Origin of the sequence: Paraburkholderia sp. RL17-381-BIF-C, from assembly GCF_046026435.1 — a bacterium.
Lineage (GTDB): Bacteria > Pseudomonadota > Gammaproteobacteria > Burkholderiales > Burkholderiaceae > Paraburkholderia.
The window spans coordinates 36,649-61,950 of record NZ_JARESX010000043.1; the positions used below are offsets into that span (position 1 = coordinate 36,649).

At 60.1% G+C, this 25,302-nt stretch carries 25 protein-coding genes and 1 pseudogene; 14 read left to right on the forward strand and 12 right to left on the reverse strand.

Annotated elements, in window-relative coordinates; all coding sequences use genetic code 11:
* The first annotated feature begins 1 nt into the window (after position 1).
* From P0D70_RS24010 to P0D70_RS24040, 7 genes are all read left to right on the forward strand, one after another.
* Complete coding sequence (locus tag P0D70_RS24010; RefSeq protein WP_315697471.1) at positions 2–1,612, forward strand: type II secretory pathway protein; 1,611 nt, start codon at positions 2–4, stop codon at positions 1,610–1,612.
* An 8-nt stretch (positions 1,613–1,620) separates the two neighbouring features.
* On the forward strand, positions 1,621–2,949 hold the full coding sequence (locus tag P0D70_RS24015) for a hypothetical protein (protein ID WP_315697470.1): 1,329 nt from the start codon (positions 1,621–1,623) through the stop codon (positions 2,947–2,949).
* Between the two features lie 232 nt (positions 2,950–3,181).
* Complete coding sequence (locus P0D70_RS24020; RefSeq protein ID WP_315697469.1) at positions 3,182–3,655, forward strand: hypothetical protein; 474 nt, start codon at positions 3,182–3,184, stop codon at positions 3,653–3,655.
* 17 nt (positions 3,656–3,672) lie between these two features.
* Positions 3,673–5,925, forward strand: coding sequence for an ATPase, T2SS/T4P/T4SS family (locus tag P0D70_RS24025; protein ID WP_408186296.1), 2,253 nt, complete (start codon positions 3,673–3,675; stop codon positions 5,923–5,925).
* On the forward strand, positions 5,922–7,052 hold the full coding sequence (locus tag P0D70_RS24030; protein ID WP_408186297.1) for a type II secretion system F family protein: 1,131 nt from the start codon (positions 5,922–5,924) through the stop codon (positions 7,050–7,052). The genes P0D70_RS24025 and P0D70_RS24030 overlap by 4 nt, the downstream gene beginning before the upstream one ends.
* 99 nt (positions 7,053–7,151) lie before the next feature.
* Positions 7,152–7,700, forward strand: a complete 549-nt coding sequence (locus tag P0D70_RS24035; protein WP_315697523.1) for a type 4 pilus major pilin — start codon at positions 7,152–7,154, stop codon at positions 7,698–7,700.
* Positions 7,701–7,712: 12 nt separating this feature from the next.
* Complete coding sequence (locus tag P0D70_RS24040; RefSeq protein ID WP_315697466.1) at positions 7,713–8,864, forward strand: hypothetical protein; 1,152 nt, start codon at positions 7,713–7,715, stop codon at positions 8,862–8,864.
* 774 nt (positions 8,865–9,638) lie between these two features.
* On the opposite strand, the gene P0D70_RS24045 is transcribed toward P0D70_RS24040, so the two are convergent.
* From P0D70_RS24045 to P0D70_RS24070, 6 genes are all read right to left on the reverse strand, one after another.
* Positions 9,639–10,658, reverse strand: coding sequence for a CAP domain-containing protein (locus P0D70_RS24045; RefSeq protein ID WP_315697465.1), 1,020 nt, complete (start codon positions 10,656–10,658; stop codon positions 9,639–9,641).
* Between the two features lie 221 nt (positions 10,659–10,879).
* Positions 10,880–11,248, reverse strand: coding sequence for a hypothetical protein (locus P0D70_RS24050; RefSeq protein ID WP_315697464.1), 369 nt, complete (start codon positions 11,246–11,248; stop codon positions 10,880–10,882).
* A 19-nt stretch (positions 11,249–11,267) separates the two neighbouring features.
* Positions 11,268–11,447 carry a hypothetical protein gene (locus tag P0D70_RS24055; RefSeq protein ID WP_315697463.1) on the reverse strand — a complete coding sequence of 60 codons (180 nt, stop codon included), beginning with the start codon at positions 11,445–11,447 and terminating at the stop codon, positions 11,268–11,270.
* Positions 11,437–12,624 (reverse strand): FlhC family transcriptional regulator, encoded by a 1,188-nt coding sequence (locus P0D70_RS24060; RefSeq protein ID WP_315697462.1) that lies wholly within the window; start codon positions 12,622–12,624, stop codon positions 11,437–11,439. Before P0D70_RS24060 ends, P0D70_RS24055 begins: the two co-directional genes overlap by 11 nt.
* A gap of 40 nt (positions 12,625–12,664) precedes the next feature.
* Positions 12,665–13,909, reverse strand: coding sequence for a hypothetical protein (locus P0D70_RS24065; protein ID WP_315697461.1), 1,245 nt, complete (start codon positions 13,907–13,909; stop codon positions 12,665–12,667).
* Between the two features lie 353 nt (positions 13,910–14,262).
* The gene (locus P0D70_RS24070; RefSeq protein ID WP_408186298.1) at positions 14,263–14,982 is read right to left on the reverse strand and encodes a nuclease-related domain-containing protein; all 720 of its coding nucleotides are present in this window, start codon (positions 14,980–14,982) and stop codon (positions 14,263–14,265) included.
* 484 nt (positions 14,983–15,466) lie between these two features.
* Between P0D70_RS24070 and P0D70_RS24075 the strand changes: the two genes are divergently transcribed.
* From P0D70_RS24075 to P0D70_RS24100, 6 genes are all read left to right on the forward strand, one after another.
* Positions 15,467–15,826: a hypothetical protein gene (locus tag P0D70_RS24075; RefSeq protein ID WP_408186299.1), complete on the forward strand. Its 360-nt coding sequence runs from the start codon at positions 15,467–15,469 to the stop codon at positions 15,824–15,826.
* Positions 15,827–15,949: 123 nt separating this feature from the next.
* Positions 15,950–16,378, forward strand: coding sequence for a hypothetical protein (locus P0D70_RS24080; RefSeq protein ID WP_408186300.1), 429 nt, complete (start codon positions 15,950–15,952; stop codon positions 16,376–16,378).
* Between the two features lie 8 nt (positions 16,379–16,386).
* Positions 16,387–17,229, forward strand: coding sequence for a hypothetical protein (locus P0D70_RS24085; protein WP_408186301.1), 843 nt, complete (start codon positions 16,387–16,389; stop codon positions 17,227–17,229).
* A 10-nt stretch (positions 17,230–17,239) separates the two neighbouring features.
* Entirely contained in the window at positions 17,240–17,821 is a 582-nt protein-coding gene (locus P0D70_RS24090; protein ID WP_315697456.1) for a single-stranded DNA-binding protein, read from the forward strand.
* Positions 17,822–18,062: 241 nt separating this feature from the next.
* Positions 18,063–19,199 (forward strand): DUF7146 domain-containing protein, encoded by a 1,137-nt coding sequence (locus P0D70_RS24095; protein ID WP_408186302.1) that lies wholly within the window; start codon positions 18,063–18,065, stop codon positions 19,197–19,199.
* Positions 19,200–19,310: 111 nt separating this feature from the next.
* On the forward strand, positions 19,311–19,535 hold the full coding sequence (locus P0D70_RS24100) for a hypothetical protein (protein WP_315697454.1): 225 nt from the start codon (positions 19,311–19,313) through the stop codon (positions 19,533–19,535).
* A gap of 65 nt (positions 19,536–19,600) precedes the next feature.
* Here the strand turns inward: P0D70_RS24100 and P0D70_RS24105 are convergent, their stop codons facing one another.
* The 4 genes from P0D70_RS24105 to P0D70_RS24120 form a co-directional block, all read right to left on the reverse strand.
* The gene (locus tag P0D70_RS24105) at positions 19,601–19,864 is read right to left on the reverse strand and encodes a hypothetical protein (RefSeq protein ID WP_315697453.1); all 264 of its coding nucleotides are present in this window, start codon (positions 19,862–19,864) and stop codon (positions 19,601–19,603) included.
* Positions 19,861–20,016 (reverse strand): hypothetical protein, encoded by a 156-nt coding sequence (locus tag P0D70_RS24110; RefSeq protein ID WP_330869880.1) that lies wholly within the window; start codon positions 20,014–20,016, stop codon positions 19,861–19,863. The genes P0D70_RS24105 and P0D70_RS24110 overlap by 4 nt, the downstream gene beginning before the upstream one ends.
* Before the next feature lie 115 nt (positions 20,017–20,131).
* Positions 20,132–20,482, reverse strand: coding sequence for a hypothetical protein (locus tag P0D70_RS24115; RefSeq protein ID WP_408186303.1), 351 nt, complete (start codon positions 20,480–20,482; stop codon positions 20,132–20,134).
* A 14-nt stretch (positions 20,483–20,496) separates the two neighbouring features.
* Positions 20,497–21,513, reverse strand: coding sequence for a PRTRC system protein D (locus P0D70_RS24120; protein WP_408186304.1), 1,017 nt, complete (start codon positions 21,511–21,513; stop codon positions 20,497–20,499).
* Between the two features lie 1,120 nt (positions 21,514–22,633).
* Here P0D70_RS24120 and P0D70_RS24125 point away from each other — a divergent pair.
* Positions 22,634–23,800 carry an integrase domain-containing protein gene (locus P0D70_RS24125; protein ID WP_408186305.1) on the forward strand — a complete coding sequence of 389 codons (1,167 nt, stop codon included), beginning with the start codon at positions 22,634–22,636 and terminating at the stop codon, positions 23,798–23,800.
* A 519-nt stretch (positions 23,801–24,319) separates the two neighbouring features.
* Here the strand turns inward: P0D70_RS24125 and P0D70_RS24130 are convergent.
* A complete protein-coding gene (locus tag P0D70_RS24130; RefSeq protein WP_315697448.1) occupies positions 24,320–24,991 on the reverse strand; it encodes a Lar family restriction alleviation protein in 672 nt (223 codons plus the stop codon).
* Positions 24,992–25,053: 62 nt separating this feature from the next.
* Positions 25,054–25,302 (reverse strand): annotated as a pseudogene (locus P0D70_RS24135) (hypothetical protein); the annotation flags it as partial.

Consider the following 25,302-nt stretch of genomic DNA (forward strand, 5'->3'; position numbering starts at 1 on the left):
GATGCGTCCCGCCCAGATTCTCAGGACTTCGATTGCGGCTGCCTGCCTGCTCGTTATCGCTGGCTGCGCCGTCACGCAAGGCGATGTCAATTCCGCCTACGACTCGGCCAATAGCACTGCGAGTGCTGCCATGAATAATCTTCCGGGCTCAATGGCGCTCGTTGAAGATGTTCCGACAGCGTTCCTCGGCGATCGTCTCGTGCCGGTCGCCTACGAGGCAACGCTGCCGGCGACGTTCCGCGAAAAACGCATCACCATGCCAGCGAATCTCGACATCAACCAGATCGCCAATCTCGTTTCCGGCGCGACTGGCTATGCCGTTCACCTGAGCCCCGATGTCTTCGTGCCGCGTAGTTCACTAGTACCGCGTGAGGGCGCGTCGTCAACGTTGGGCGGCGCCGGCGGCAGCAATTATGAAAAGCCGGTCTATGCCCAGGTCTTCGACGGGTACGCAGGCGAATACCTGACCCGGATGACGGAGGATCTTGGCCTTGACTGGTCGTTCGATGGTTCAACGATCAATATCACGCGTTTTGTGACACGGATGTACCAGATTGCCGCGATCCCGGGCAAGGTCTCGATCAAGTCAACCATGTCCAAGGGTATGGACACTTCCACGGGCAACCAGGCGAACGGCAGCAGTGGTGGCGGAAGCGGTGATACGGGATCCTTCTCCGCCACGACGTCGACTGGCCGCCAGGGTGAGTTCGACCAGATCCAGTCGATCACGGATGCGCTGAACAAGCTGCGCTCGCCGATGGGACGGGTCAACGTCAACCCGCAGAGCCGTCTGGTGATGGTGCACGACACACGCGAGGCCGCGGATGCGATGGGCAGGCTGCTCGCGCAGGAGAACGCGGTATCTACGCGTCAGGTGGCGATTCGCGTGCGCACCTTGCAGATCGCGCTGAACCGCGGCAGTCAGGCAGGTGCAAATGCAGACGTTGTGTTCAACGCGATACAGGGCGGTCTTGCAAAGTACGCGATCAGCTTCGTCTCGCCTACGTCGCTCTCGTCCGGCGGCGGCACGCTCGGCATGTCAGTGCTGCGTCCGAATGCGCCGTTCTCGGGCACCAACGCAGTCATCAACGCGCTGAACCAGTACGGCCGCACGGTGCAGGACAATACGCAGACCAAGCTCACGCTGAATGGCTTGCCGGTGTCGATCGCGTCGTTCCAGAGCGACGACTACCTGCGATCGACGACGTCTTCCGCGGGCAGCCTGACGGCAACGTCGGGCGGCGTACCCGGGCTGAATCCGGGCACCGTGACGACGGGCGATTTCGTGAACATCCTGCCGTCAGTGAACGACCATAACCAGATCGTGCTCGCGTACTGGAGCGACAGTTCGAAGCTGAACGGCCCCTTCACCGAGAAGTCGGTCGGCTCCGGACAGACGCAGCAGACGATCCAGCTGGCGCACACGGTCGGCAGCAAGGACGACCAGATCGTCGCGCTCTCTGACGGACAGACGGTTGTGCTGTACGGGGAGATGACCGACCACGCTGACAGCACCACCAACGGCGGTATCGGCGGCCTCACCGGCCTCTGGAACAAGGCAAAGACCTTCCAGGTCATCATGCTGACGGCCTCTGTCGTCCCGTCGATGTGAGCACGGCCATGCACATTACGGATCCACTGCCACGGGAGAAGAGCGCGCGTCTTGTCTTCGGACTGGAGTGGCGCGCCTATCCGTCACGGCAGATGCGGGCCGAGCGCCGCCGCTATGCGGATGACTTCGGCGCGACCCATTACGTCGAGTACAGGGTCGGCAAGGACGTCATCGGCGGCTTCTGCGCGCCCGAGCTGGCCGAACTCAAGAGCGAGAAGCTTTACTCTGGCGCGGCACGCATTGCCCAGCACGACCGCGTGAAAGGTAAAGCCGCCGTTCTCGTCCTGCTGCAGGACGATCAGCGTGTGCACGTGGTCTTTGTTGTGCGCGGCGTCGTGCGCAGCGATGAGGTGCTGACGGTGCCGCAGGCACGCGACAGGAAGCTCGCCATCGAGCAGGAATGCCTGAAGCTCAACCTGGCGCTCACGACGCTCGGCTCCGGTGTGGCAGTGGGGGACGTCGACGAGAGTTTTGGCGCGGCGGCGCTCCTTGATGCGCGCAAAAGCGCCCGTATCGGCAAGGTGCCGGCTGCGGTTCCCACGATCGTGCCGGTTTTTGTCATCGGTGCGGCGCTCGTTTTCTGTGGCATGCAACTGGCCGATGTCCTTAGTCCTCCGCCGCCGGCCGCACCGCGCGAACCGTCGTTTGAGGAGAGGTACGCCGCCCTTGTCCAGAAGACCTTCGATGCGAAGATGCCGCGGGCCAATCTGCTCGCGCCGGCACTCCTCGAGAAGCTTGGCGACAGCGAAACCGTAGTGGCAGGTTTTGTCTTCGAGAAGGCGGTGTGTGGCATACAGGACTATTGCGCGGAGACGCTGCGCCGCTACGGCGGCAGCTTCGATGATCTTCGCCGAGTGGCTCCAGAGTCGATGCGACCTCTGCATTTCGACGCAGACGGGCTGCATGCGGGCGCGCGCGGGCCACTGATACCCACCGTCGCGTCCGTGGCACCGCGGGACCAGAAAGCATGGCCCACGGAACAGGGACTGATCGACGCCTTGCAGACGCCGCCACAGAAGCTTTCCTCAAAACCTTTTGAACTCGATAGCTACGGCTACACCGTACAACTCGAACCCCCGAAGCCACTTCTCGCGGTTCCGATGGGCACCAGCGATTCACGTCCGGCGCAGATGATCCGAGTCGGCGACTGGACGATCAACGGCTATCGGTGGCAGTCGCCATTACTGGCACGGCTGCCTTCGAACATGACTCTGGAAACGATGACCGTCGAGCTGAAGCTGGGAGAGCCCGGTGCGAGAAGAGCGCAGGACGGTGGCGCGCAGGTCCAGAACGGTATCCATTTCACTGCCAGGGGCAAATACTATGTGCTCAACTAAAGTCCTGCCCGCGCTCGCGTGCGCGTTGCTTTTCATATCGTGCGCGGCACATGCCCAGCCGAAAGCTACGCCATCGCGGACGCAACCAGTCAGTCCCCAACTGCCCTCAACTGATCCCGATCTGCGGGCAGAATCGCCGGCCAGCGGCTCAGCCTCGCAGCCCGCAGCTGCATCGCCTGTGTCGGCCGCCGCTGCGTCCGTGCCTGCGGAGCCCCGTCTTTCCATTGAGGATGTGGACCGCATCGCGCGATCGTCCATCGCGCGTCAACTTGCCGGCAGTTCTGGTGGGCAGACCGGTCTGCCGCTCAACGGCGCCGCCCCGGTCACGGCACCTGCGACCGCGCCTGTCCCCGTTGCAATCCGGCCCCCGCTGGCACATCCGCGCGCCGAGCCGGTGCGTTTTGTAGGCGCGTTCAGTGACGTGACCGGACAGTCGGTCCTCTACGAATACCGCAATGCATCGTACCCCGCGCACGTGGGTGCCAGGTTGCTTAACGGCTGGACGGTGAAGAGTGTGAACGGGTTCGTAGTGACCGTTACCGAAGGCACCGGCAAGGCCGCGCGCACGTGGACCGAGACCATCAGCGGCGGCACGCCCGCGCAGGATAGCCAGCAAACGGCAGCAACGAATCTCTTGGCTCGCGGTATGCCGGACCTGTCGGGGCCGCTGCCTCCTAGCCTGCCTCTTTCCGCCGTCGGTCGGTAACAGAAGGAACGCGAACTATGAGCATGTTTTCTGGCATTGAGAAAAATGAGCCGTCCACTGGCGGCATCTTCGGGCGCCTGCGCGCATTCCGCGCTGGCTTCTCGGAAGAGTCGCCTGCGTCGATGCCCATCGCCGGGACGGAAGCGAGGAATCCCGAGGACCGCGAGCCGCGCTTCGTGAAGAAAAGTAAAAAGGTCAAGGCAGAAGCTGTCGAGGCCAAGCCTGGCCAGCCGATGACGCTGGGAATGCGACTGCGGATGGCCGACATTAGCGACGTAGACGTGCACGGTGTCGGCGAGACGCTGCCGCACGCGGCGCGGGTGGAGCCGTCGGAGGAACCCGCGAGCGAAAGGGACGTTGCGGCGGCCGAGGGACGGGTAGATGAGGGCAGTCCGGCGCTTCATCGCAACGACACCGATGCCGGAACTGCGCCCGCTGCCGAAGTCATCGCCACGGACGTGCGTAGTGCGGTCCCTGAGGGTGCTGATCGGCACGCACAAGACGAGCTGCCTGCGGTCGGTGGTGCCGGGTCGTCGGATGCTCCGGGCGATCAGGTGCACGATGTTAATGCCCACGCGGAGCCGGTCGTGCAACTGGGCGAGGAGTACTTTGCGCCTGGCTTGCCACAACTGTCCTCTGCTGACGCGCTCCTCTTCAAGCGCATCCTGAGCGAACGCGGCGCCGACGCGACATTGCACATCACGGATGCGGCGCGCCGGGAGTTCGTAGCGGTGGAGGTGCAGGCCGGCATGGCAATCGTCGTGACCACACAGTCTTTTCACGAGTCGGCGCTGTATCCGACCTACCTGAAGGATCTTGAACGCGCGGATATCAAGGTACATGAGGAGATGATTGCCGCCGAGGCCGTCGTCGCCGCGATTTACGCACGCGAGCGCAACCGGTCGGCCGCCGTCGTCCCGGAAACATCGCGGGCGATCGGAACGTTTCGCGACGTGGCTGAGGCCGCCCACGAATACGGCGCAGGCGACATCCATTATGAATACCGCGACTTCAACGACGACGTCGAAGTACGGTTTCGCGTGAACGGTGACCTCTACACCTATCGCAAACTTTCAAAGTCGTTGGTGCGTCGCGCCCTGTCTGCGTCCTATCAGGACCTCGTCGCGCGAAACACCAACTCGGGCGAGACCTTCCAGCCAAGCGCGCCGCAGTCGGCCATGATCCCGCTGGTTGTGCACGCCGATATCCTGAACATCCGCTGGCAGAGTTCGCCGCTGGTCGGTGGCTTCGATGTGGCGCTGCGTCTGCTCGACGGCAATTTCCGCAATCTGAAGCTCCTGATGCCGGACCAGATGGGCCTCACGCGCAGCCAGCTGAAGATTCTCGACTCGTTGTGCAACGTCAGCGGTGGCGTGTCGATCTTTACCGGGGAAACCGGCTCGGCCAAGTCGACGCTGCTGCGCGCGCTCTCGTACATGCTGTCCTCACGCGATCTGCGCAAGCAGTATGTCGTGAGCGAACCGTCAGAGTATCCGCATCCCTGGCTCTCGGAAATCTCGATCCCGCGGCGACCTGACGAGTCGGACGACGACGCGAGCCGCAAAGGTGCCGAGGTCATCCGCACGCTCATGCGCATGGATCCGGACGACCTGACGGTCAACGAAATCCGCGACCGGGTTATGGCGGCGCTGGTCGCGGAACTGGCATTGACCGGTCACCCGGTGCGAACGACATTGCACGCCGACAGTGCGATCGGCGCATTCATGCGGCTCGCCGGCGGGCGTCTGCAACTGCCGATGGATGAAGTCTCTTCCGAGAAGTTCGTCAACGCTGTGGCGAACCAGAAGCTGATTCCGCTGCTGTGCCCCCACTGCAAGGTGCCGGCGCGGGACGTGTTGACCGCGCATCAGGTGCAGGTGCTCGAGCAGAAGTTCGGGCTCGACACGTCGACCATGGCGTGCCGGGACGAAGCCGGTTGCGAACCCTGTAGGCTGAAGGGGCTGTTCACGCGGGCAGGGAAGGTGGCAGCCGGTACGAAAGGCCAGACGCTCGCGATGGAAATTTTCCGGCCGACGATGGAGTTCCTCGACCATGTGGCAGTGCGGGACTGGCGCGGTGCGGAGAAAGTGTGGCGATCGACGCGGGTTGCAGGCTTCGCCAGCGATGACATGACCGGCAAGACGATCTACGAGCACGCGCTCTACAAGGCGTCGCAAGGGATCATCGATCCGCGATTCATCGACACCGCGATGCGGTCTTTCGATGAATACAGGATCTTCGCTGACCGTGACGGGAGGATGCCGTCGTGATTCGCGGAATCGTCTATACACTTTTCATGATGCTGCCGCACAAGGAACGCATGCGGGTAGCAACGTGGCGCTTCAGCAAGCTGCGCGAAAACTTTTACCGCGAAACGCGGCTCGATGTTGCTGCGAAGGGCCTGCGCAATCGCGAGACATTGCTTGAGCGGCTCACCACGCTCGAGAAGCGTCACCGCAACCGGAAGGGATTCGCATGGCCTGTGTTTCAGGCTATCGCCAAAAGGATGGTGGCGGGTGAGAACTTCGCGAGCGCGATGCGACCATTCATCCCGACCGATGAGTACGCGTTGCTCGAGATCGCCGGCGCATCGACGCAACAGGATGCGGCCGTCCGAGGCCTCGAGCTTGCCGAAATGGCGGCGAACGCCAAGGCCGTGCTTGCAACGACCACTTCGCTACAGATGGCCTATCCGGCCCTGCTCATCGTCTACATGTACCTGTATGCGATGCTTTTTGGCGGGACCATCTTCCCCGCCGTCGCCGACACGAAGCCCGTGTCCGAATGGTCCTCAGTCGCCCAGGCTCTGTACGCGGTCGACGCGTTCGCTTACCACTACTGGTGGCTAAGCGGTTCAGTCGTCGCCGGTCTCGTCTTCGGGTATTTTCACAGCCTGAAGCGCTGGACCGGTCATTTTCGCAACCGGGTGGATGCAATGCCGCTGATGTGGCGCAACCGTCGGGACCTTCGTGCTGCATTGCTGATTGTCTCTCTGGCTGGGCTCTTCGACTCGAACCTGACCCTTCGGGCGTCGCTCGACCGGCTCACGAAAACGGCAGACCCGTGGCTCAAATGGCACCTGAACCGGATGGGCCGCAGGCTCACTCAGCACCCAGACCAGACGATGCATGCGCTGGATACAGGCATCTTTTCCGAGATGGTGATGGACACCATCGCCGATGCTGCTGGCCGAGACCAGTTCGTAGAGGCGATCAAGTCGCTCGGGCGCAATGCGCTGGACCGCGTCGTGGCGACAGTCCGCCGCAATGCGCGCATCACGCACTATGTGCTGCTCGGATTCGCCGTCTCCCTATTTTTCGTTTTCGGCATCGGGTCGTATGTTGCGACCGGTGCTGTCAGCTTCGACTCGTCATCGACGGCTGGCGCCAATTATTGAGGATCCAAAATGACTAACAACACCGCGAACCTGAATACTAATTCTTCGACGCCTGTAGCCGTGCCCGTCCCGGTAGACCGGAAATCGTCGCTCCTCAGGATGGCCCGGCGACGCCGGCAGTCGGGCGAGCTCTCACTCATCGAGGGGGCGGCGGTCATGGCAGGTGCAGCGCTGCTCGCACTCGTGGTCTATCAGGGCCGCAGCTTCGTCATGGATCGCATTCACGCTCACCAGTTCAAGAGCGAGGCGCAACTATTCCGTAGCGGCATCCAGGATGCTACCTCGAGCGACGTGGACTTCTCGGGCGAGACGCAGCAGTCGCTCGCAAAGAACCATGCGTTCGACTCGGCAAATTCGCGGGTGAATACTTCGACCGGGGCACTCACGGGCATTTTTGGTGGTGCGGTGACCGCTGTTCCCGGAACGATTGCTTCGACTGACGATGCCATGATTGTCACGTATCCGGTGCCAAGCACCGTGTGTTCGCTGTCCATCGGCGCAGTTGTTGGAGCGTATGCAAAGGTGACCGTCAACGGAGCGACTGTCTACGACCCGAACACGGCGTTCAACGGTGCGACAGCGGGTACGGCATGCAGCTCGGCGGGTGCTACGGCCAGCATCGGCATGTACGCCACGCATAACAATTAAGGACGCCCCGGCATGTTCAGCATCGTTGAAATGGTGGTTGTGCTGGTGGCCGCCGCGCTGATGACGGTCGTCGGCATCAAGGAAGATGCCGCGAAGCGCAGGTTACAGGTGCTGACGGCCGAAGGGCAGAACGAGGAGGTCATCAACGCGGCGCTTGGCGACTGGGTGACCAACAACTACGCGACGCTCACGCAGAACGGCCCCGTTGCTGTGGTTCCTCCAACGGAGTTGCCCACACTCAACCAACTGTTCACGCAGGGCAACCTGCAGCAGCCGCATGCGAGTGGTCCGTTCTGGGGGGGCACATACGTTATCAGTATGAGCGTCGGCCCATCGACGTGTTCCGTCGGTACAGGGGACTGCCACGTCTCCTATGTGCTGTATCCGTCGAAGCCAGTAACCCGCGGTGGAAACCCGGACATCATCGGCGCGTCGATCATCGCGCAGGCGGGAGGCAACGCGTTCGGCTTTTCGAAGCTACCGAATCCCGGAACCGTAACGGGGCTCAACGGTTCATGGAACGCGACCAATCCGCTACCGGGTAGTCCGGCAGGCGCCGTCCTCGCTACGAACGGCCCGTCGTCGGATGGTAACTCGGTATACATTCGACGCGATGGCGCACTGACGTGGACCGGTGACCAGAACGTCAATCACGTCAGTCTCCACAACGTCCATAACCTCGACGCCGAGGGAACAGTCAGCGCCGCCAACGTGGGCGCGACAGGAGCCGTCGCCGCGAGCGGCGCGGTGTCCGCCGGGACGACGGTTAGCGCTGGCACAACTGTTACGACCGGAAACGTGGGGTGGCCCCGAGTGTCGTGCCCGAAGGTCAGTGCGATGACCGGCGCGAGCGACGACTCGGGTCTCATGCTGTCGTGTCAGAACGTGTCGGGCGTCCTGCAATGGATGCCGGTCGGCGGTCCGAAGCTGTGGTACGGCTACACGCAAATTCCTAACGGCAACGGCACGTTTGTGCCGAATCCTAACTGCCCGGCGGGCGGGACGCCGCAACTCGTCGTGTCCGGCCAGAGCATGTACACCGATCCGACCGCGGTGATCAACTATCCGACGGTGGGCACGGGGCCGTGGACTGTCTACATCACAGATGGGTCAGGGTCGGTCATCCAAGGGACGGCCGTCGCTGTCAGCTACTGCACCTATTGAGGGGAGTGAAATGAGGTTTGTCAGTTTCTTAGTCAGAGTAACACTGATATTTGGCGTGTTTCTGACCGGCAGTGACGCATTCGCGGGGCCGGTGAGGTGTTCCGTGAACAACCAGGATTCGACGTGCGTTGGTCACCTGACGACGGCATGGCAAACGGCGCCTACGTGCCCTGCCCAGCCGGGCTGGACGACAGTGGCGTCGGCGCAATGGATCGGGTCGCAATATTCGGCGCCGCAGTGTAACTATCAGGCGCCCCCGCAGTGTCCTAGCGGATGGCAGGAAACATCTGGCGCGTCGTGGAATGGATCGACGTGGGGTGGCCTGCTATGCCAGCCGCCGCCTCCACCGAGTCCGTCTATCTGTCAGTACGGCTTCGCGAGTGGTCCCGTGTGGAATGGCAGCGTGTGGGTCTACAGTTGTAATGCGCCGCCTCTTGATCCTGAAGCGGTTTGCATGGCGACCCTTCCGGCGGACTGGACAATTGCGGGGCCATACGCCGGGCGGGTTGGGGCCGCTCCTGCGGGTGTGACCCAATTCAATTACTCAGGGTCGGGCCAGAAAGGCGTGGTCGACAAATGCGGTAATCCCGTCTTAATGAATCACCTTCAGTGCTACGTCCGCACGTCTGACAGTGCATTCATAAGTTGGACCTCAATGACCGACTTCGGCGTCGGCAATTGCGGACATTGACGAAGCAAAAAGCCCCGCCATGCGGGGCTTTTTCTTAGTGGCGCGATGTTGAAGCGCATCGAAGATGCCCTTCTGATTGGCGATCAGCCAACGATGTTGCCGGTCGTGAAAGAGAAGTTGCGTGAGAAAGCGGTGCCATTAACAGTGCCGGTTAGCGAAACCGTGTATGTGGTGTTCGCCGTCAGTGGGGTAGCCGGATATGCCACGCCCGCATACGCTTGAGTAAGCTTGTTCGGGTCCTTAGCCGAATCAAGCAATTGCAGGTTGATAACGTTGCCTGACGTATCGGTCATCGTGCCGGACTGAAGCACTATCGTATCGGTAGCGTTGCCCATCACCACGACAGGCGTTCCCCACGGTCCGGATGTGTTGGGCGGCGTCGGTGATTCCGAAACAGCCTTGTAGGGAACACCGGTCGTGCCTTGACATGGGAAGGTAAGAGGGCCGCTTGTGGATACCTGTTGCATCGAAGTATTGAGAAGGCTCAACGATCCCCATGCTGTAGTGGAGCCGTTGCTCGTGGTCTCGTACTCACCAATGCCAATCGTCGTAACCGGGGTCAGCAGAATCTGAGAGTGATACACGGTCGAAATCCACTCATACACGAGATACTGACCGTACTGCGATTCAGGAAGCGGCGATGTGGAGTACAGCGCCGCGCTCACGCCACCGCCAATTGCGCCAGACGGAAATCCGAAATGGACGGCACGATCAACGTAGCTCACGCCAGTAAAGCCCTGTTGACCAGCTGTTTCGTTGTCCGCAACCTGATTGTTCAATCCCTCCCACATCGCGTGCGCTTGTGCGGCCTGGTCAAGAACAGTATTTTGTTGGACTGCGGGAAATCCGCATTGCTGCCGGTAGGCATTCACCTGGTTGAACATGGCGACCTGCGCGCTATTAGCGGCGTATTGCGGCGTCGGCTGCGTACCGGTGACGGGCGAACTGGCCGAGCTGGGAGAACTCGCGGAACTCGGCGCGCTCGCGGGCGCTGCCGCGCCGACCGTGCTACTGCCACCGCCGCCACCACCGCCGCATGCCGACAGAGCCACCACAGCAGCGAACGAAACAGCGGTCAACGCTGAAATATTCTTGTGTTTCATTATTCTGGTCCTCGATTTTCATGTGGCCGTGCCTCTTGCGCGACCTTGATTTCATCTTATAGATCGGCAACGAAAGTCAAGTTGCCGGCGGTTGTGCTACCTCGTGGTCGGGATAGCTCCGACGCCATATTTTGAGCATGATCCTCTGAGTTAACGGAAAAATCGGGCCGATGTTGAGCCCTATGCTTCTGTAACTAAGAAAGCCCGCCAGCAGCGGGTTCTCAGTGGCGCTTGCGGCGCCGGTGGAATACGCGAAGACCGATAAACGCGATCACCAACGCCACGCCCGTGGCTTCGGGCATTGCCTTCGCGAAGCCGGGTACCAGGCGGCAGCCCATGTACAAGCTGAACAGAGCAATCGCGACGCGGCCGAACCATGGTGCGCTCAAAGTAGAGAGGAGTCGCGACGGCCGGGCCGCGGACCAATCGCCGTACTCCTCGTTGACTTTTTCAAGATCGAATCGGTCCGCCGTCTGAGCACGCTCACTGTGATAGAACTGCTCGTAGCGGTCGAATCGACCGTCTCCGCGACCATCGAGCCATGCCGCGTTACTTTCCCGCGCAAGATAATCAAAGTCTTGCATTTTCATTGGGCCCATCCTCTTCGCCTCAATGCATGATCCCGGCATGCCACGCAACCGCGCCGACAGCATTAACGATTACTTGTCCGTCGTCTTCGGCGTGAAAAGCGCCGGTCTCGGGATTTTGCCAACCGAACTGGGCCTTGCCGTCGGTGCTGAAAATGACGAGCCCAGCTGGCAACTCGTTGGGCACGGTGTCAGGCGTCATAGACCTTTCTCCGCCCGGCGCGACGTTTCATCCCAAGCTGTTGCTGGCAGGCGGGACAACAGAACCGGTTATGCATTTCGATCTTGGCGTCGTTGTTCGAGACGACGTAGTGAGTGGTGCACGTCCGGCAGGGCGCGGTCGTGAGACGTGTGTCGGCCGCCATTGACCGGATAAGATTCCAGCCGCGATCGGCCGATATCACCCGGTTACCGCCAAACAGGCGGTCATACACGTCGTTGGTCGCGATCAGTGCCTCGGGCGGCAGAGCGCCCATTGCTACCGCCGAGCGGTAAAGCCATGCATAGACCGTAGCGTGCAGTCGATGCTGTGGAGTCTCAACGAACCATGGCAGGGAGTTTGCGGTATTGCCACAGGGTGAGCTTTTGCCGTGGATCTTGAAGTACAACCCGCGCATTTGATTCTGCGTGAGGTTGAACAGGGCGGTGGCCGTCGATGCTCGCAGCCCATAAGCGAGCAGGGCGCCGGCGAATGCCTCGTTCTTTGCGCGGCCGAGGCGAAGCTCTCCCCATCTCGCGTCGCCTGGAAGGTCACCCGCCTGTGCGGGCGACGTGAACATGATCTGATGCGCGATCATCTCGTCGGTCAATGTGCTACCCACGAACTCAAACCAGAACGACGGGCTGTTGAATCGCCAGCGGAATAACGGCAGGCCGTTCATGCGCTGCAAGGCGAGATTGAGTCGATAGGAGGGAACCGTGAGTAGGTACTTCGCCACCCCGGTCGTAATGCCCAGTAATGGCGCGGCAAGTACGCTCATATTGAGAATCTGCGTGGCAAGCGAAAGGAACGCCACGTTCTGGTGCCCGACAGCATACGATGCCAATGCGTCAAGTTCCGGTGTTTTCCGTCGCAGGATATCCACCGCCACCGTTGTCGCCGTGTCGTCGACAAAACAGCGCCAGTCCTCGACGGTCTGAAGCGTTGGCTCGACCATCAGGAACGGTGCGCGCAAAAGGTTGCGAAGCGACGATTGATTCAGCTGAAGCTGGTCAAGATCCTTCAGTTCGACGTTAAACACTTCGTTGAAGCGACTGTCCTGCTGCAGCAGCCACTTCATGTGATCGACCAAGTTGAAGTTCGCTACCTGGATCTGTTCGGTGAGCCAATCCGGGACGTAAAGGCGGTCGACGGCCCGATAATTCTCTTTATTTTCCATTTCTACAACCTGTATCTCGCATTGCGGGGCGGGCGGGCTGTTACGCGGCGTTGGCGGCCGCAAGTAACTCCTGATGGAAGCTGCCGACGTGATCTGCAAAGGCTGCGAAGAGATTCGCGAAGGGTGCGACCGATCCCCCAGCCGTGACGAGCAACTGGGTCGTCTTGTATTTCTGCATGAACGAGCCAAAGTCGTTCATGAGTTCCCGTATGTGTCGCTCGACAGCCTCTTTCGATTCGATCTCGGCCAGTTGCTGCTTGCGCCGTTCTTCCAGCAACGCGACCTCGGCCTGAAGACTTTCCATCTGCGAAGTTGCTTCCTTCACCTGGTTCATGAGGCTGTCGGCCGCTTCTTGCAGCTGCTTGATGTTCTCGGGCGGTCCGCTGACGATGACTTCCTTTGTCTGAACCCGGGTAGCTGCTTCGGCAAGTTGGCGGGTCAAGGTGTCCCGCTCCCGCTCAAGCCTGGAGATCTCGGTGTGCATCGTGCTGACGGAGCGATTCGCGCCGTCGAGATCAACCATCGTCTTTTTGCTCTTTTCCTTGTCCTGCTCGATCTGCAGGCGCAACTGCTTTGTTTCTTCAGTAAGGTACTGGTTTTCGTTGCGAGCGTCGTCGAGTTGGCCCACGACATCGGACAGCTGGCTTTTCACAACTTCGAGACTCGCGTCTTTCTCGGCGAGTTTGGTCCTGTAGCTTTCGATGATCTTCTTTACTTCCCGCCTCGACAGGTCGGGATTCTCTTTCTTCGCCTCGATCACCGCGTCGATGACCTCATCGTCCTGGCTTACGAGCAACTGCATGTCGGTGATCGTTAGCATTTCAACCGCGCCGGCGTTGGTGCTGAAGCGCAGGTAGGAACGGATGTAGACCTTGACGGTGTCTTGTTTTTTCCGGAACGCCTTTTCCACGTAGCGGTAGAACAGTTGTGCTGCCTTGTTGCGCACGTGCCGCGTGTCGCCCTGCGATGCAACGAAGTGACCCTCGATCCGGCTGCGCAGATTGAAGAGGATGCCCCCAATGCGCATATGTTCTTCAAGGATCTTCCTGGTCGAGTGCGCGATTTCATTGCTTTCGGACGCGATGATCGCCCGCAGCGACTCCGGGACCTCGTTGCCGAAAAACTGGCGTACGGTCTGCGAAATCTCGGACTCGTCCGGTACGTGAGCGAACGCCAGCGGTGTGGACCGAACGGCAGACTGGTCGGCACCCTTGTCGTCCCCTTCAGCCAGGGTGGGGTCGAAATCTGGTTCGTTAGTGTTTTGCAGTGCTTGGGGATGGCTCATGTTCAGTGCTCGCAATATGGTTTCGATGCTGCATCACGTCGTGCGCGCCTGACGCGAACGGAGGTCATGACCGGAGATTCCCTTTCGGCCAAAATTTGTTCAGTCGGCGGAGGGTGAAGGTATTTCTCATTTTTCATTGCGGAAACCGTGGTTGATCGTTCTTTTGGCGCACATCCGAACGGGCGTTCGACTTTTAACGTGCGAGTCTCTGGGAGTTCTGCGGAACTTCCCAGACTACGCTTCGATGTAAGGCCGTCATCCCGGAAAGCGGCAGAAAAATAGCCGTCTTTGGCCGAAACATCAGACAAATTAGCGGAAGCAATCGCTTAGATTCGGCAAAGCCGACCGAAACTTTAGGGCAGAGTGCGATTTTTTTTAGGGTTAACCCTCGATATTTCGCGATGCCTTATGAGGGCCATATCGTCGGTGTTCGCGATTCGCTGAATCGCCGCCCATGCTGCGGCGACATCCACTGTCACTGCCGTGCTCGCTGCATGCCTTGCACGTTTGTCCCTTAGCCACTGGCGGAGGTCGGCGCGGCGTACGATGTTGACGGGCAGTTCCGGCGATAGGACACAACTGTCGCTAGCGAACACGCCCGCGCCTTCTATGGACCACACCGGCGGCAATATTCCGCGCAGGAACTTAAGCTTCGAGCGGTTTTGGCTGAGCGGGGACTTGCGCGCCTGCGGTTCACCGTCGGCGCCGATACGTATCAACACTTCCGCACTCGGCCCAGGCTTGATCAGACCCGTCCAGTTCTTCGTCTCGAAGACGAAAATTCCAAAAGGCGTAATGGCGAGGTGGTCGATCTCAGCGGTAGGAAACTCTGTACCGGGCGCATGGTTGAGCAGGAGCGGGCCGCAGTGCAGGTAGAAGTTCCGGCCGCAAAGCCACGTGAGAATATCCACCAACTCTGCCTGAACGCGCGCCTCTCCTTCGTCGCCACTGCGCTCGTTGCGCATCTTCGGGAGCGGCGACTCCTTTCCGGCGCGGGGGCTGAGACCGCGTGCACGTAAGACCCGCCATGCAACGTAGGCAACCGCGACCAGAATCCACAGGCTTGTACTCATGACTCACTCCAAATATCAGACGGTGAGTCAAGTTTGCCGGGCGAATGACAAAGTCAAGCGACCGCTTCCAAGGAGCAGGGCGTCCCGATCCTTAACGTTGCAGCCCGGAAAGCTCCAGTTTTTCTGGAGCTTTCCGGGTTAAGACCGTGAGCCGGCTCGTCCCTGCGGTCCGGAGATGCTGGGCGGCGAAAGAGCGTAAGCCGCATGAAGTTCGTGAGCATTCCGGGCTCTCAGTAACGCCGGGCCCGGTAACCTCGTTCTATCTCCCGCGTCGGCTCGACGCATCGAAAGTAGCGTGCGGGTTCTCGCGCGCCTATCCCTTACCTTCCCCGCCTGACGTGACGACACGCCAGCCCTTCCGTGCGTGCCCTCCAAAGACCGGGCGCGGACGAAAGCGCATGGCGCCGAGTTTCCTTGCTCGTTGAGCATCGAAACCCCCGGACGTTGTCCGGACATTCCCTTGTGAATTTTTCTGGAGAGAAAAATGCTGAAAGTACTGTTTAAAAACGCGATCACCTCGCCTGGCAAGCTGCTCGCCCTGTGCTTCGTCGTGTATTTCGCGACGATCTCTTTTGCCGTCGCAGCATTCATTCTTCTGCTCAGCGCACGCTGGGTGATGGTGGAGATGAAGAAAAAGGCGAAGGCAATCGAAGCAGCGGAAGCCGAAGCTGAGGCTGCACGCGCAGAAGCTCAAAAGCTGGCATCCCGCCAGATGGCCGCGAGTGGAAGCGTCGAAAACGTAACCGCTTCGGCCGCAGCGAATGACAGCGTTGCAGCACCAGCGCCGGCAAAGCAATACGCCAAGTCGGCCGTCGTCATTCCTTTCAAGACCGGTACCCAGTAAGTCGGGTTACCGCAGGAACCTACCGTCACCTTGGCTTACGCCCTGGTGACGGCACCTTACCCCGCCGGGAATCCCATTCCCGGTCATGGGACATGAGATTGCCGGCACCACCGGAGCAATCTCATGGAAATGCATGTGGCTGCCTGGCAGCTGGACATGTTCGGCGAGTCTTCGCCGGTTGTCGTTATCCCTCCAAAGCCTGAGCCTTTGCCTGACCCGCACCTGTGGACCGACGCGGTTCGCGAAAAGATGATCGACGCGTTGATCTCTCTCGCGAGCGACAGCCGCCGCGGCGACAGCATGCCGGAGTCGCTGATGGACTGTGCGGCGCTGCTGTCCGAGCGGCTTCGCAATCGCAAGATCGACATCGACGACTACCACGCAACCCTTGGATGGATCATGGGTTACTGGCAGGGCGCCTTGCCCTATGTGTATGTGTGCAAGGTCAACGGCGTTGACCCCGAGACAATGCAGGATGTCATCCTAACCACGCCGCTGCTCGAGCGTGATCTTCGCGAACTGCGTCGCATGTGCTTCGGCACCCTGTTATAGGAGGCATCGTGCGAAATACAGCGACACTTTTCACCCGCGTCCTCGCGGACCTCTTCCCCGGCAAATCTGCCACACACTTTCCGCACCAACAGTCACCAGCAGACTTAGCCAAGTCGCCGATGACTTCGACGGCCGCCGTTGCTCCCGCTCCCGACCACAGTTCGGCCCCGCACGTCGTGGGGCAGGGCGCCGGGAACGAAACGGTAGTAACGATCGGTGACACGCCGCATCTGTTCGTCGACGAAGGCGATCACATCGTCCAGTTCGTGCCGGCCTTTGACGACGACACGGAAGAGACCGAGTTTGGCCTGAAGATCGTGCCTGACCTCGAGCCTCACTGGTCGAAGTTGACCGTCCATCGTTGCCCGCTCAAGGCTGCGATCGCTTCTGCCATACGCGAAGGGAACAACGCTGTCATGGCCGCCTCATCGAAAGCAGCGCCTGATGCGTCCCGCAAGGAAGCGCAATCGCCGCGAGAGGAAGAAGCAGAACGTTTCGATGCCGTCGATGTCGGTGAGGTTCGCCAGCGTCGCGACCCGCCGGCTGACGCATCTACGGTGATCGGCCGGATTGCGTCCTGGGGCGAAGAGAAGTTTCCCGACCGGAAGAAGCCCGGGCGGTTCTACAAGTCGTTTGCCATTCATATCGATACCACATCCGGCGAGCGGACACTGCAAGGCGAGGGTCTGAAGGAGGCCATAGCTGAATGCAGGTGTGTCGTCGGTGACGTCGTGTCTGTCAGGCGCCTGCGCAAGATCAAAGTCCCGGCAATCAGGACGGATGGTTCGGCGATGGTCAAGGATGGCAAGCCCGTCATGTGGGACAAATGGCTTTGGTCAATTACTAAATAGAGGTAAAAAAATGGCATCTGTAAACAAGGTGATTCTCGTCGGCAACCTCGGCGCGGATCCTGAAGTGCGTTATCTGCCCAGCGGCGACGCTGTGGCGAACATCCGGCTCGCAACAACCGACCGCTACAAGGACAAGGCGTCGGGCGAAATGAAGGAAGCAACAGAGTGGCATCGTGTTTCCTTTTTTGGACGGCTTGCTGAGATCGTTTCGGAATATCTGAAAAAGGGCTCGTCGGTCTATCTTGAAGGCCGTATTCGCACGCGCAAATGGCAGGCCCAGGACGGCACTGACCGTTACTCGACAGAGATCGTGGCCGAGCAGATGCAGATGCTTGGCGGTCGTCGCAGCGATGACGATGGCGATGGCGGCTTCGAGCAGCGAGCCAACAGTCGCTCTCAACGAGCCGCGCCGGCGTCCCGATCGAACGGATCGTCCGCAGCTGACAACGTCGGAACCCGTGCTCATCCGCCCCAGCCTTCTCACGGCGGCGGAGGGGGTACGCGGGCGCCGGCGGGAGGTGGATTCGACGAAATGGACGATGACATCCCCTTCGGCCCAGCCTACGCTCGTGCGGCATGGTCTGTCATCTGATCCTGTAAAGGCTCACAAGCCTTTCTCTTCACTCCCGTATCTCCTCACCATCGCAACGGCACACCCTCGGGTGTGTCGTGCGACGGATCTTTCGCCCGGCGGTTGTCGCCAAATCCCTTTGTCAGATCGCACGTCTGCTGAAAAAAGCCGCCCGCTCCCGCGCGGACCGCTTTTTTGAGCACGCGTTTTTACGCCTGTCTCAGGCACCGACCCAACCCACTCACTTCAAGGAGAGTGACTCATGACTGTAAGAGGCAAAGAGCTGTCGCCCGAGCAGTACGCGTGGCTTCAGCAGAAGCTCGCTGGCTTCGAGCGTTCCCCGGAGCAATGGATTTCGCTCCTTGTGAGCTATGGCGTGCCTGCAGACCGCCTCACCGGCGACGCATGTGCTTGCCCTGTATGTGGCGGAGACGATCGCTTCACCTACGACAACAAGCGTGGGCGTGGCGATTGGGTATGCCGCAAATGCGATAACGGAAGGGCCATGGCAGGTGATGGCCTGCAGTTGATCACCCGCCTGAACAGCATCGGCCTATATCGGCTGATGCGTCAACTGGACGGGGGACCTGCACCGCGTGCGCTGAACCGCGCTCTTGTGGCGAAGGCACCCAGTCCGAAACGCAAGCCGGACGCGACGTTTATCGCAAACCGCCTCAGTTCGATGTGGGATTCAGCAAAGCCCGTGTCAAGTGGCGATCTCGCGATGCGTTACCTCGGCGCACGTGTACCGGGATTGCGGATGGCATCATCGCCGGCATTGCGGCTTGGCATGCTCGAGTACAGGCATGAGAAGAAGCGTATCGGCAGCTGGCCGGGCATTCTCGCCCGGTTCGAATTGCCCGATGGCCGGCTTGGTACGTTGCACCGAACCTTTCTGGAGCGGTCTACACCAGCTAAAGCGCGGATCGTGTCGGCCGATGGCGAGATTCTCGACAACAAGCTGAATGACATGACGCTCAATCCCCTCCGGGGTGGCGCCGTGCGCATGATGGAGCCTGTAGATGGCGAAATCGGGGTGGCTGAGGGACTGGAGACGGCCTGTGCCGCATACATGGAGTCCGGTGTCCCAATGTGGTACTGCCTGAACATTGGATTGCTACGTCAGTTTGTGGTGCCCGATGGATTGGGTATCCGCGTTGTCCATGTTTTCGTCGACTTTGACGACATCGACCCGAAGACGGGAAAGTCGACAGGCGTTGCAGGTGGGCTCGAACTCGCGAAGCGCCTCAAGGCAGAGGGTTTTACTGTCTTTGTGCATCGTCCTCGCGTCCGAGGAACCGATTTCACCGATCAATGGTGTGCGCGTCTCGCCAATGTCGTTCTCGCGGACATATCTCGCGCGTCGAGATCCGATAGGCAACACCTCGCTGCCGTCTAACGAGCATCGATTTTCAATCGCGGCTTCGGCCGTATTTCTTCAGTTCCGCCCGATGGGGATATTCTCCCCATCGGGGAGTGTCTCGTCGGGCCAATTTCTTTGGAGTGGAAAATGGCTTCGTTCCAGGTTCTCGTGGGTGGGTTTGCAATCGTCGCAACGAACGGCGCGGAAGGTGGCCGCCAGCGTGTGGGCAAGTCGGAGGCGGTCGCGTTTGATGTGATCGACCGAAAGAATCGCGGCAACATCCAATACGCATGTCGCGATCAGTCTTTTGGCGATGCGTGGGACTTTTGCGCACGTCGTCTTCTTGTTACTGCGGCTCCCCGGTCGCACTGATCATTTAATGCAAAACGGCTCCACCAGGTATGGTGGAGCCGTTTTTTTTTGTTCATCGGAAGCATTCATTTCATGATCGCGATGCACAGAACTACAAGGTAGAAAAAGGGTTTCCAGAGCCGCCAGAGCTCCGTCGACCACAACGCGCCCACACCGCCGGCAATAAGAATCAGCGCGCAGAAGTCGGTATTGACATGCAAGTTCACCAGCCCCGCGCCAACGATCCAGAGGAAGATCGAGAGTGCGAAGATGATCGCGCGACGCGCGAGAAAGGGTAGAGCGTTGAACTTTCTGTAGTACGGTACCAGCAGGTCGATTGCATCCATCATTCAGCCTCCTTGTTGCGGCTTGCATACCACGCAGCGACATCGCCGCTGTACCAGCCCGCGATGCACGCTGCAGCAACCGCGGCGATCAACAGCCACGAGCGCGGCTCGCTCAGTGGCAGTCCGTTGCGAACGATATCGATCAGTTCGAGCATGTGATTCTCCAGATTCTGTTTTTGCCTCGGTGCACCGCACGTCGCGCGATGAACACCGAAGCCATGACCTATCTTGCCATCTGCAAACTGAAGTCAAGCGACTGTCGTTGTCCGGTCAGAAATACCCTCCGAATGCATCGGCGAGGGCGTCGACGTTGTGTCCATCGAGGCTGCCGTCCCCGGTGCCGGGCTCGGCGTCGGCAGCGACTGGCAGCAGCGACACTGCCGGCTCCGTTGGCGGAGGATTTCTGCTCGTGGATGGCAACGGTGCATAGGGCGATGACATTGCGGCCCGGGAAGCCGTCGCCGCGGTATCGACAGCGCCGGTCGTCGTCTGAACAGGCGCGCCTCGTAGCGCCGCTTCGGCGAGGTGCCGTAACACCGCCGCCCGCTCGCGATATGAGGTCGACTCGGTGAGCCGGGCGTGCAGAAGCGGCGTGGTCACCGGATCGATGACCACCTTCATGTCGAACTTCCCGCTCATGCTTTCGCGGCCGCCCGCTCGCGGGTCAGCCCGGCTTCACCAACAATGAGGAAGCCCTTCGCGTTGGCGGTGCACGGCGCCTCGATGATCTCCAGAGCGACGCGTGGGAACGCCTTTCGGATGGCGGGGGCATACAGCGCTGCGCCGCCACCGGACAGGACGATCGAACGCACGTTATTCAATGGCCCGACATTGTTTTTGATATCTTCGACCACGCCGGCAATGACGGGCTGTGACTTCTCAAGGTATGGGTCAAGATCGATGTCGTGGCCATAAAAGAAAAACGGCCTCTGCTCGCGCAGTGCCTTATCGATGAGTTCGATGTCCTCTACCTTCTCCTCCTGATCTTTGCCGATGAGTTCCGCCATACGTTGGTAAACCTGCGATGCGCCGCCCGGCATTCCGCTGCTGCGCTTGTCATCCATAGTGAAGCCATTTGCATAGACCCAATCCGTCGTGAAGAACCCCACATCGATGACCAGGTGAGCATTATCGCGGCCGAACTCTCGCTGGCGGTTGGCTGATGCCGCAACCAGAGAGCCCAGCGGCTGCGGAATAACGACGACCTTGTCAATCGTCACCCGACCCAGGCCGTAATCGAAGGTCCCGGTGAACCGCTCGCGCAATTCGCTAGCATATTTACTCATTGTATGAACAGGCAAGCCGAGCAGAAGCCGCTCGATATGTGTCATGCCCGCGAGATGGATTGCGCCAAAGAGGAGCGCCGCGTAGCTCTTTGTTGTGACAAAGTCGTTAGACAGCGTACGGCCGGTTTTTCCGTAGGCAGCCGTGAGGGGCACGTCAGGCCCAACCTGATATTCAATCTCATCGATCACCACTTTGAGCACCTTGCTGGTTCCAAGCACGTCTACTCCGTGTCCGGAGACAGCGTAGCTTGCGGCGAGCGGCGCGAGCGATGGAAACATGCCGGTGGCAATGGTGCCACTGCCGGCGCGGTGTGCGTATTTGGTGTTGCCGTAACCGACGTCGATTGCAAAGACCGAAGTTTTCAAGATGACTCCATTCAATATGAGAGGTCCGCGCCGAAGTAACAGAAAACTGACAGATTAGTGGCAGTTTGCAGCTTCACATCGGCACAAGCCGCCGAACTATCAGATATCTGACAGATAAGTGTCAGTTAGGATGGCTCGACGGGGTTGCTGGTCTAACTGACACTTTTCTGTCAGTTCTGCCTGGTTTCCAGTCTATCGAGAGGCCGGCGAAGTCAAGTCGGCGAAAGCCGACTGGTTCCGCCCAGCTTTTGACGGAAAAGTTGCGACGTTCCGGCACTATGCTAGCCACACCTACCGCGTCTCTGACGCATCGAAAAAGAGTGCGAGGCACTCGCTCGTCCATACTCCCAGGCCCGCAACGGGCCACAAAACACCAGGCTGACCGGGTCGCACATTGATGCGGCCTTTTTCTGAATCAGATCAAGTCCATAGTGGTCCACGTTGAGGACCCCTGGACAGTGCGATATCCATACGATTGGCGGCGGTTTGCCGCGTTGTGACGCGTTGAGGACATGTGGAGAGACCGGACACCGGACACTTTCCACGTCTCAGCGACGTCTGAACACGCCCTTACAGCTACGGCTGGGTGCGCTCACGAAGCCCGATACACCGCGGTGGAGATGAGTGACTTGGGGGCGGGGGAAGTCCTGCGGACCGGAAAGACCGGCGTACCGCGATTCCCTGACGGAAGAAGAAACGGCGTACCGCGGCCGTACAAGAACGCGTAACGGGATTTGCCCGGCAGGAGCACGAAACCGAAAAACGGTAGTGCTGGCAGGGTAGCCACGAAGCTGCACACGCGGAGCGATCCGCACAGCGCAAGCGCCGACAGGCGCCGCGCGAAACGTCAGAGGTGGATTGCGCGAAGCGCTATCCATGCTGGCAGGCAGCAGGTTGGACGGTCGGACGCATGCTCTTCCCATGTGTCTGGTCGATCGGATGGAATCGCTAAAGGACTGGAAGGCAGGACCTCGCGCCGGGGATACTGCGCAGCCGCCGAGAGAGGCGGGGAAGAAGGGCAAACCCGTGCGGGCGGGTGACAGCGTCAGGTAGGGATGCTGCGACCGCAGGGTCGGATAATGTCTCGAAGGCAGCGCGGCAGCGTTGCAAAGGATTTCGGATGGCGGCAATTCTCAACGTAAGGGCGATCGTCAACAGCTATGGTTTTGGTCCCGAACTCCGGGATGCGTTGCTCAAGCTTTTTGACGAGAACGTGGCACGCGTTCATAGCACTACACGGATAAGCGGCCGCGCGTTGTCGATCAAAACGCAGGAATATCGCGTGGCCAAACTGTGCAAGGCTTTCAGGGAACTACTGGACGGCGGCTTCTTCCTGCGGACGCCCTGGTCTTTGAAACACAAGCATGTCGCGTATCTGGTCAGTTCATGGGTCGCGGCCGGGCAGACTGGTGGCACGATTGAAAACAAGCTGACGTATCTGCGCGCGCTCGCGCAATGGATGGGCAAGACGAATCTGGTCGGCTCGCTGGACGACTATGCAGATCGCGAGGCTCTTGGTCTTAAACGAAGTTATGTGGCGACGGAGGACAAGTCGTGGATAGCACATGGCGTCGACGCTGCGGCGAAGATCGAGCAGATCGCAAAAACTTGCCCGCATACGGCTGTCCAGCTCAAGTTGCAGGCCGCGTTCGGCTTACGCATCGAAGAGAGTTTCATGCTCCGTCCAGCTGAGGCCGCGCGCAATGCACGGTTGCTTGCCGTGACGCGTGGCACGAAGGGTGGCCGGCCACGCGAGGTCCCGATAGAGACGAAAATCGGAATACTGGAAGAGGCGGCGACGCTCAGCAACGGGTTGACGGGCTCGACAGTGCCGGCCGACCGGACCTTACGCCAATGGCGTGACTGGTATTACTACGTTCTCGAGAAACATGGCGTCACGAGGCGTGGAATGGGCATTACGAGTCACGGCCTTCGGCATGAGTATCTGCAGACGCTCTATACAGAGACCACTGGCGTGCCGGCGGCCATCAAGGGAGTGGATACGAGGCCCGATCCGAAGCTGCATCAAGAGGCGATGCGGCGGGTCGTGGAAGCGGCGGGGCATAGCCGGGTGACCAAAGCAAACGCATACCTGTCCACTTTCGCGAGGCAGGACCGGTTGCAGCGAAAGCTGCCCTCAGTGGACGAGGTGCGCTCGGCGCTGGCGAGTGCCGATGGCAACAAGAGCCATGCGGCGGCCGCTTTGGGCATTTCCAGACAGGCGCTGTACCGGATTCTGGGGGCGCATTATGCCCTCGCAGGGGCCGATGAGCGACGCGAAGAATGACACCAGAAAGAGCGCTTCATACACTCCCTGCGCGTGACGGGGGAGGAGGCACAATCAAACGTCTCTCTGGTTCTGGTTGCGGGCCCTCGGGAACACCAGAACCACTTTCAAAGCCGGCTCCTACAGCCGGCTTTTTTTTCTGCTGTCCGTGAAGTTGACAGCCACTCCGCGCCTTTAGTGGACTTGCGAACTACTGACAGTGCACGCGCTTACGCGAATACCTCCGGATGGTTAGGGCCATCGCAGTCGCTTGTTGCCGACTTCTGGTCTCGCCCGTTCGTGAGGACGTTGCGGAGGTTGTGAGCACTCCGGGATGACGTTGCGTGCGAGCCCAGCGTCCGTACGGCCGGTGCTAAGGAATTGGCGCGGAGTTGCCGTAATCCGGTGCACCAGGTAGCTGATTCCTACCCGGCGTGTGTTTGAGGATCTTGGGCCAACGCCTGTTACTCGGCGTTGGCTTTTTTATGGCTCGCCGTCGAAGAATCGCGCTTGACGAGCCTCGGTCCCCCGGGGAACGCGCTACCAGCGGTCGCGGTCCGGCATTCCGTCAACCGCAAGAGCGATCCGGTCTTCAAACAGGCAGTCGTCGTGTTCGCGTGGCGTCGGGATCTTCGGGAACTGGACGTAGCGCTCGCCGTCGATATCCACCCATTTCGCGAGCTGAACAAGCTTGCGGTATCTGGCGGCGTCCTGCAGAACGGGGTCTATCGGCCAGCTCTCGATCGTTGAAACGCTGGCGTCGACCAGCCGTTGCGCGAGCATCGCAAAGATGGGGCCGCGTGTTTCCCACTCTTCAGTGTTGCGGGCGAGCATGTCGATGACCATCTGCATGTCGCACGCGCCCAATTCCTTCTCAATCAGATCGCGCAGGTCGCCTTCCGTGAGTTTCGGCCGCGCAAGGCGCCTGTTCCAGATCCGCGCTGCCTCGTTCAGGGCAGCAGGTTCGTCCGAGCCTATCGGTAGCCAAGGCGTCGACATTCCGCAATCGGCGCAGTGAATGCACGCGAGCTTCTCGGTTTGAGGGGCGAATGGGGGCCGCGGTGTGACGTCTCCGATTTTCGGCGGGCCGGCATCGCGGCCAAACTTTCCATAGTCGAAGCCGGGCTGGCCGATCTCAGCGACGACACGTTGGGAAAATCCAACCGTGCCGCGGCCACCGCAGTGGTCGCAGGGATAGAGCTGTTCGTACATTTTGGGGGCGTCGGTGTTTGGTTTGAATTATCGTCGTACACCGCGCGCGCGAGAAGCCGAATTTACATTTGGAAAGGACCTTTCCCTGCGACAGCGTTAATTTGAGGGAAATCGTCGTGCAGGCGGCCGTCGAGATGACGACCGGCGGCCTTTTTGCCGATCCTGTCCATCGTCTGACGAAATGCGTTCGGCCCCAGTAAGTTCCAGCCACCGTTGTAGTCGAAGAATCCGCTGGCGATATTGCGCCGGTCCCGATCGATCAGGTCGTTGCCAGCGCAACTATTTCCTGGTGCCCACTCACCCCATTGTTT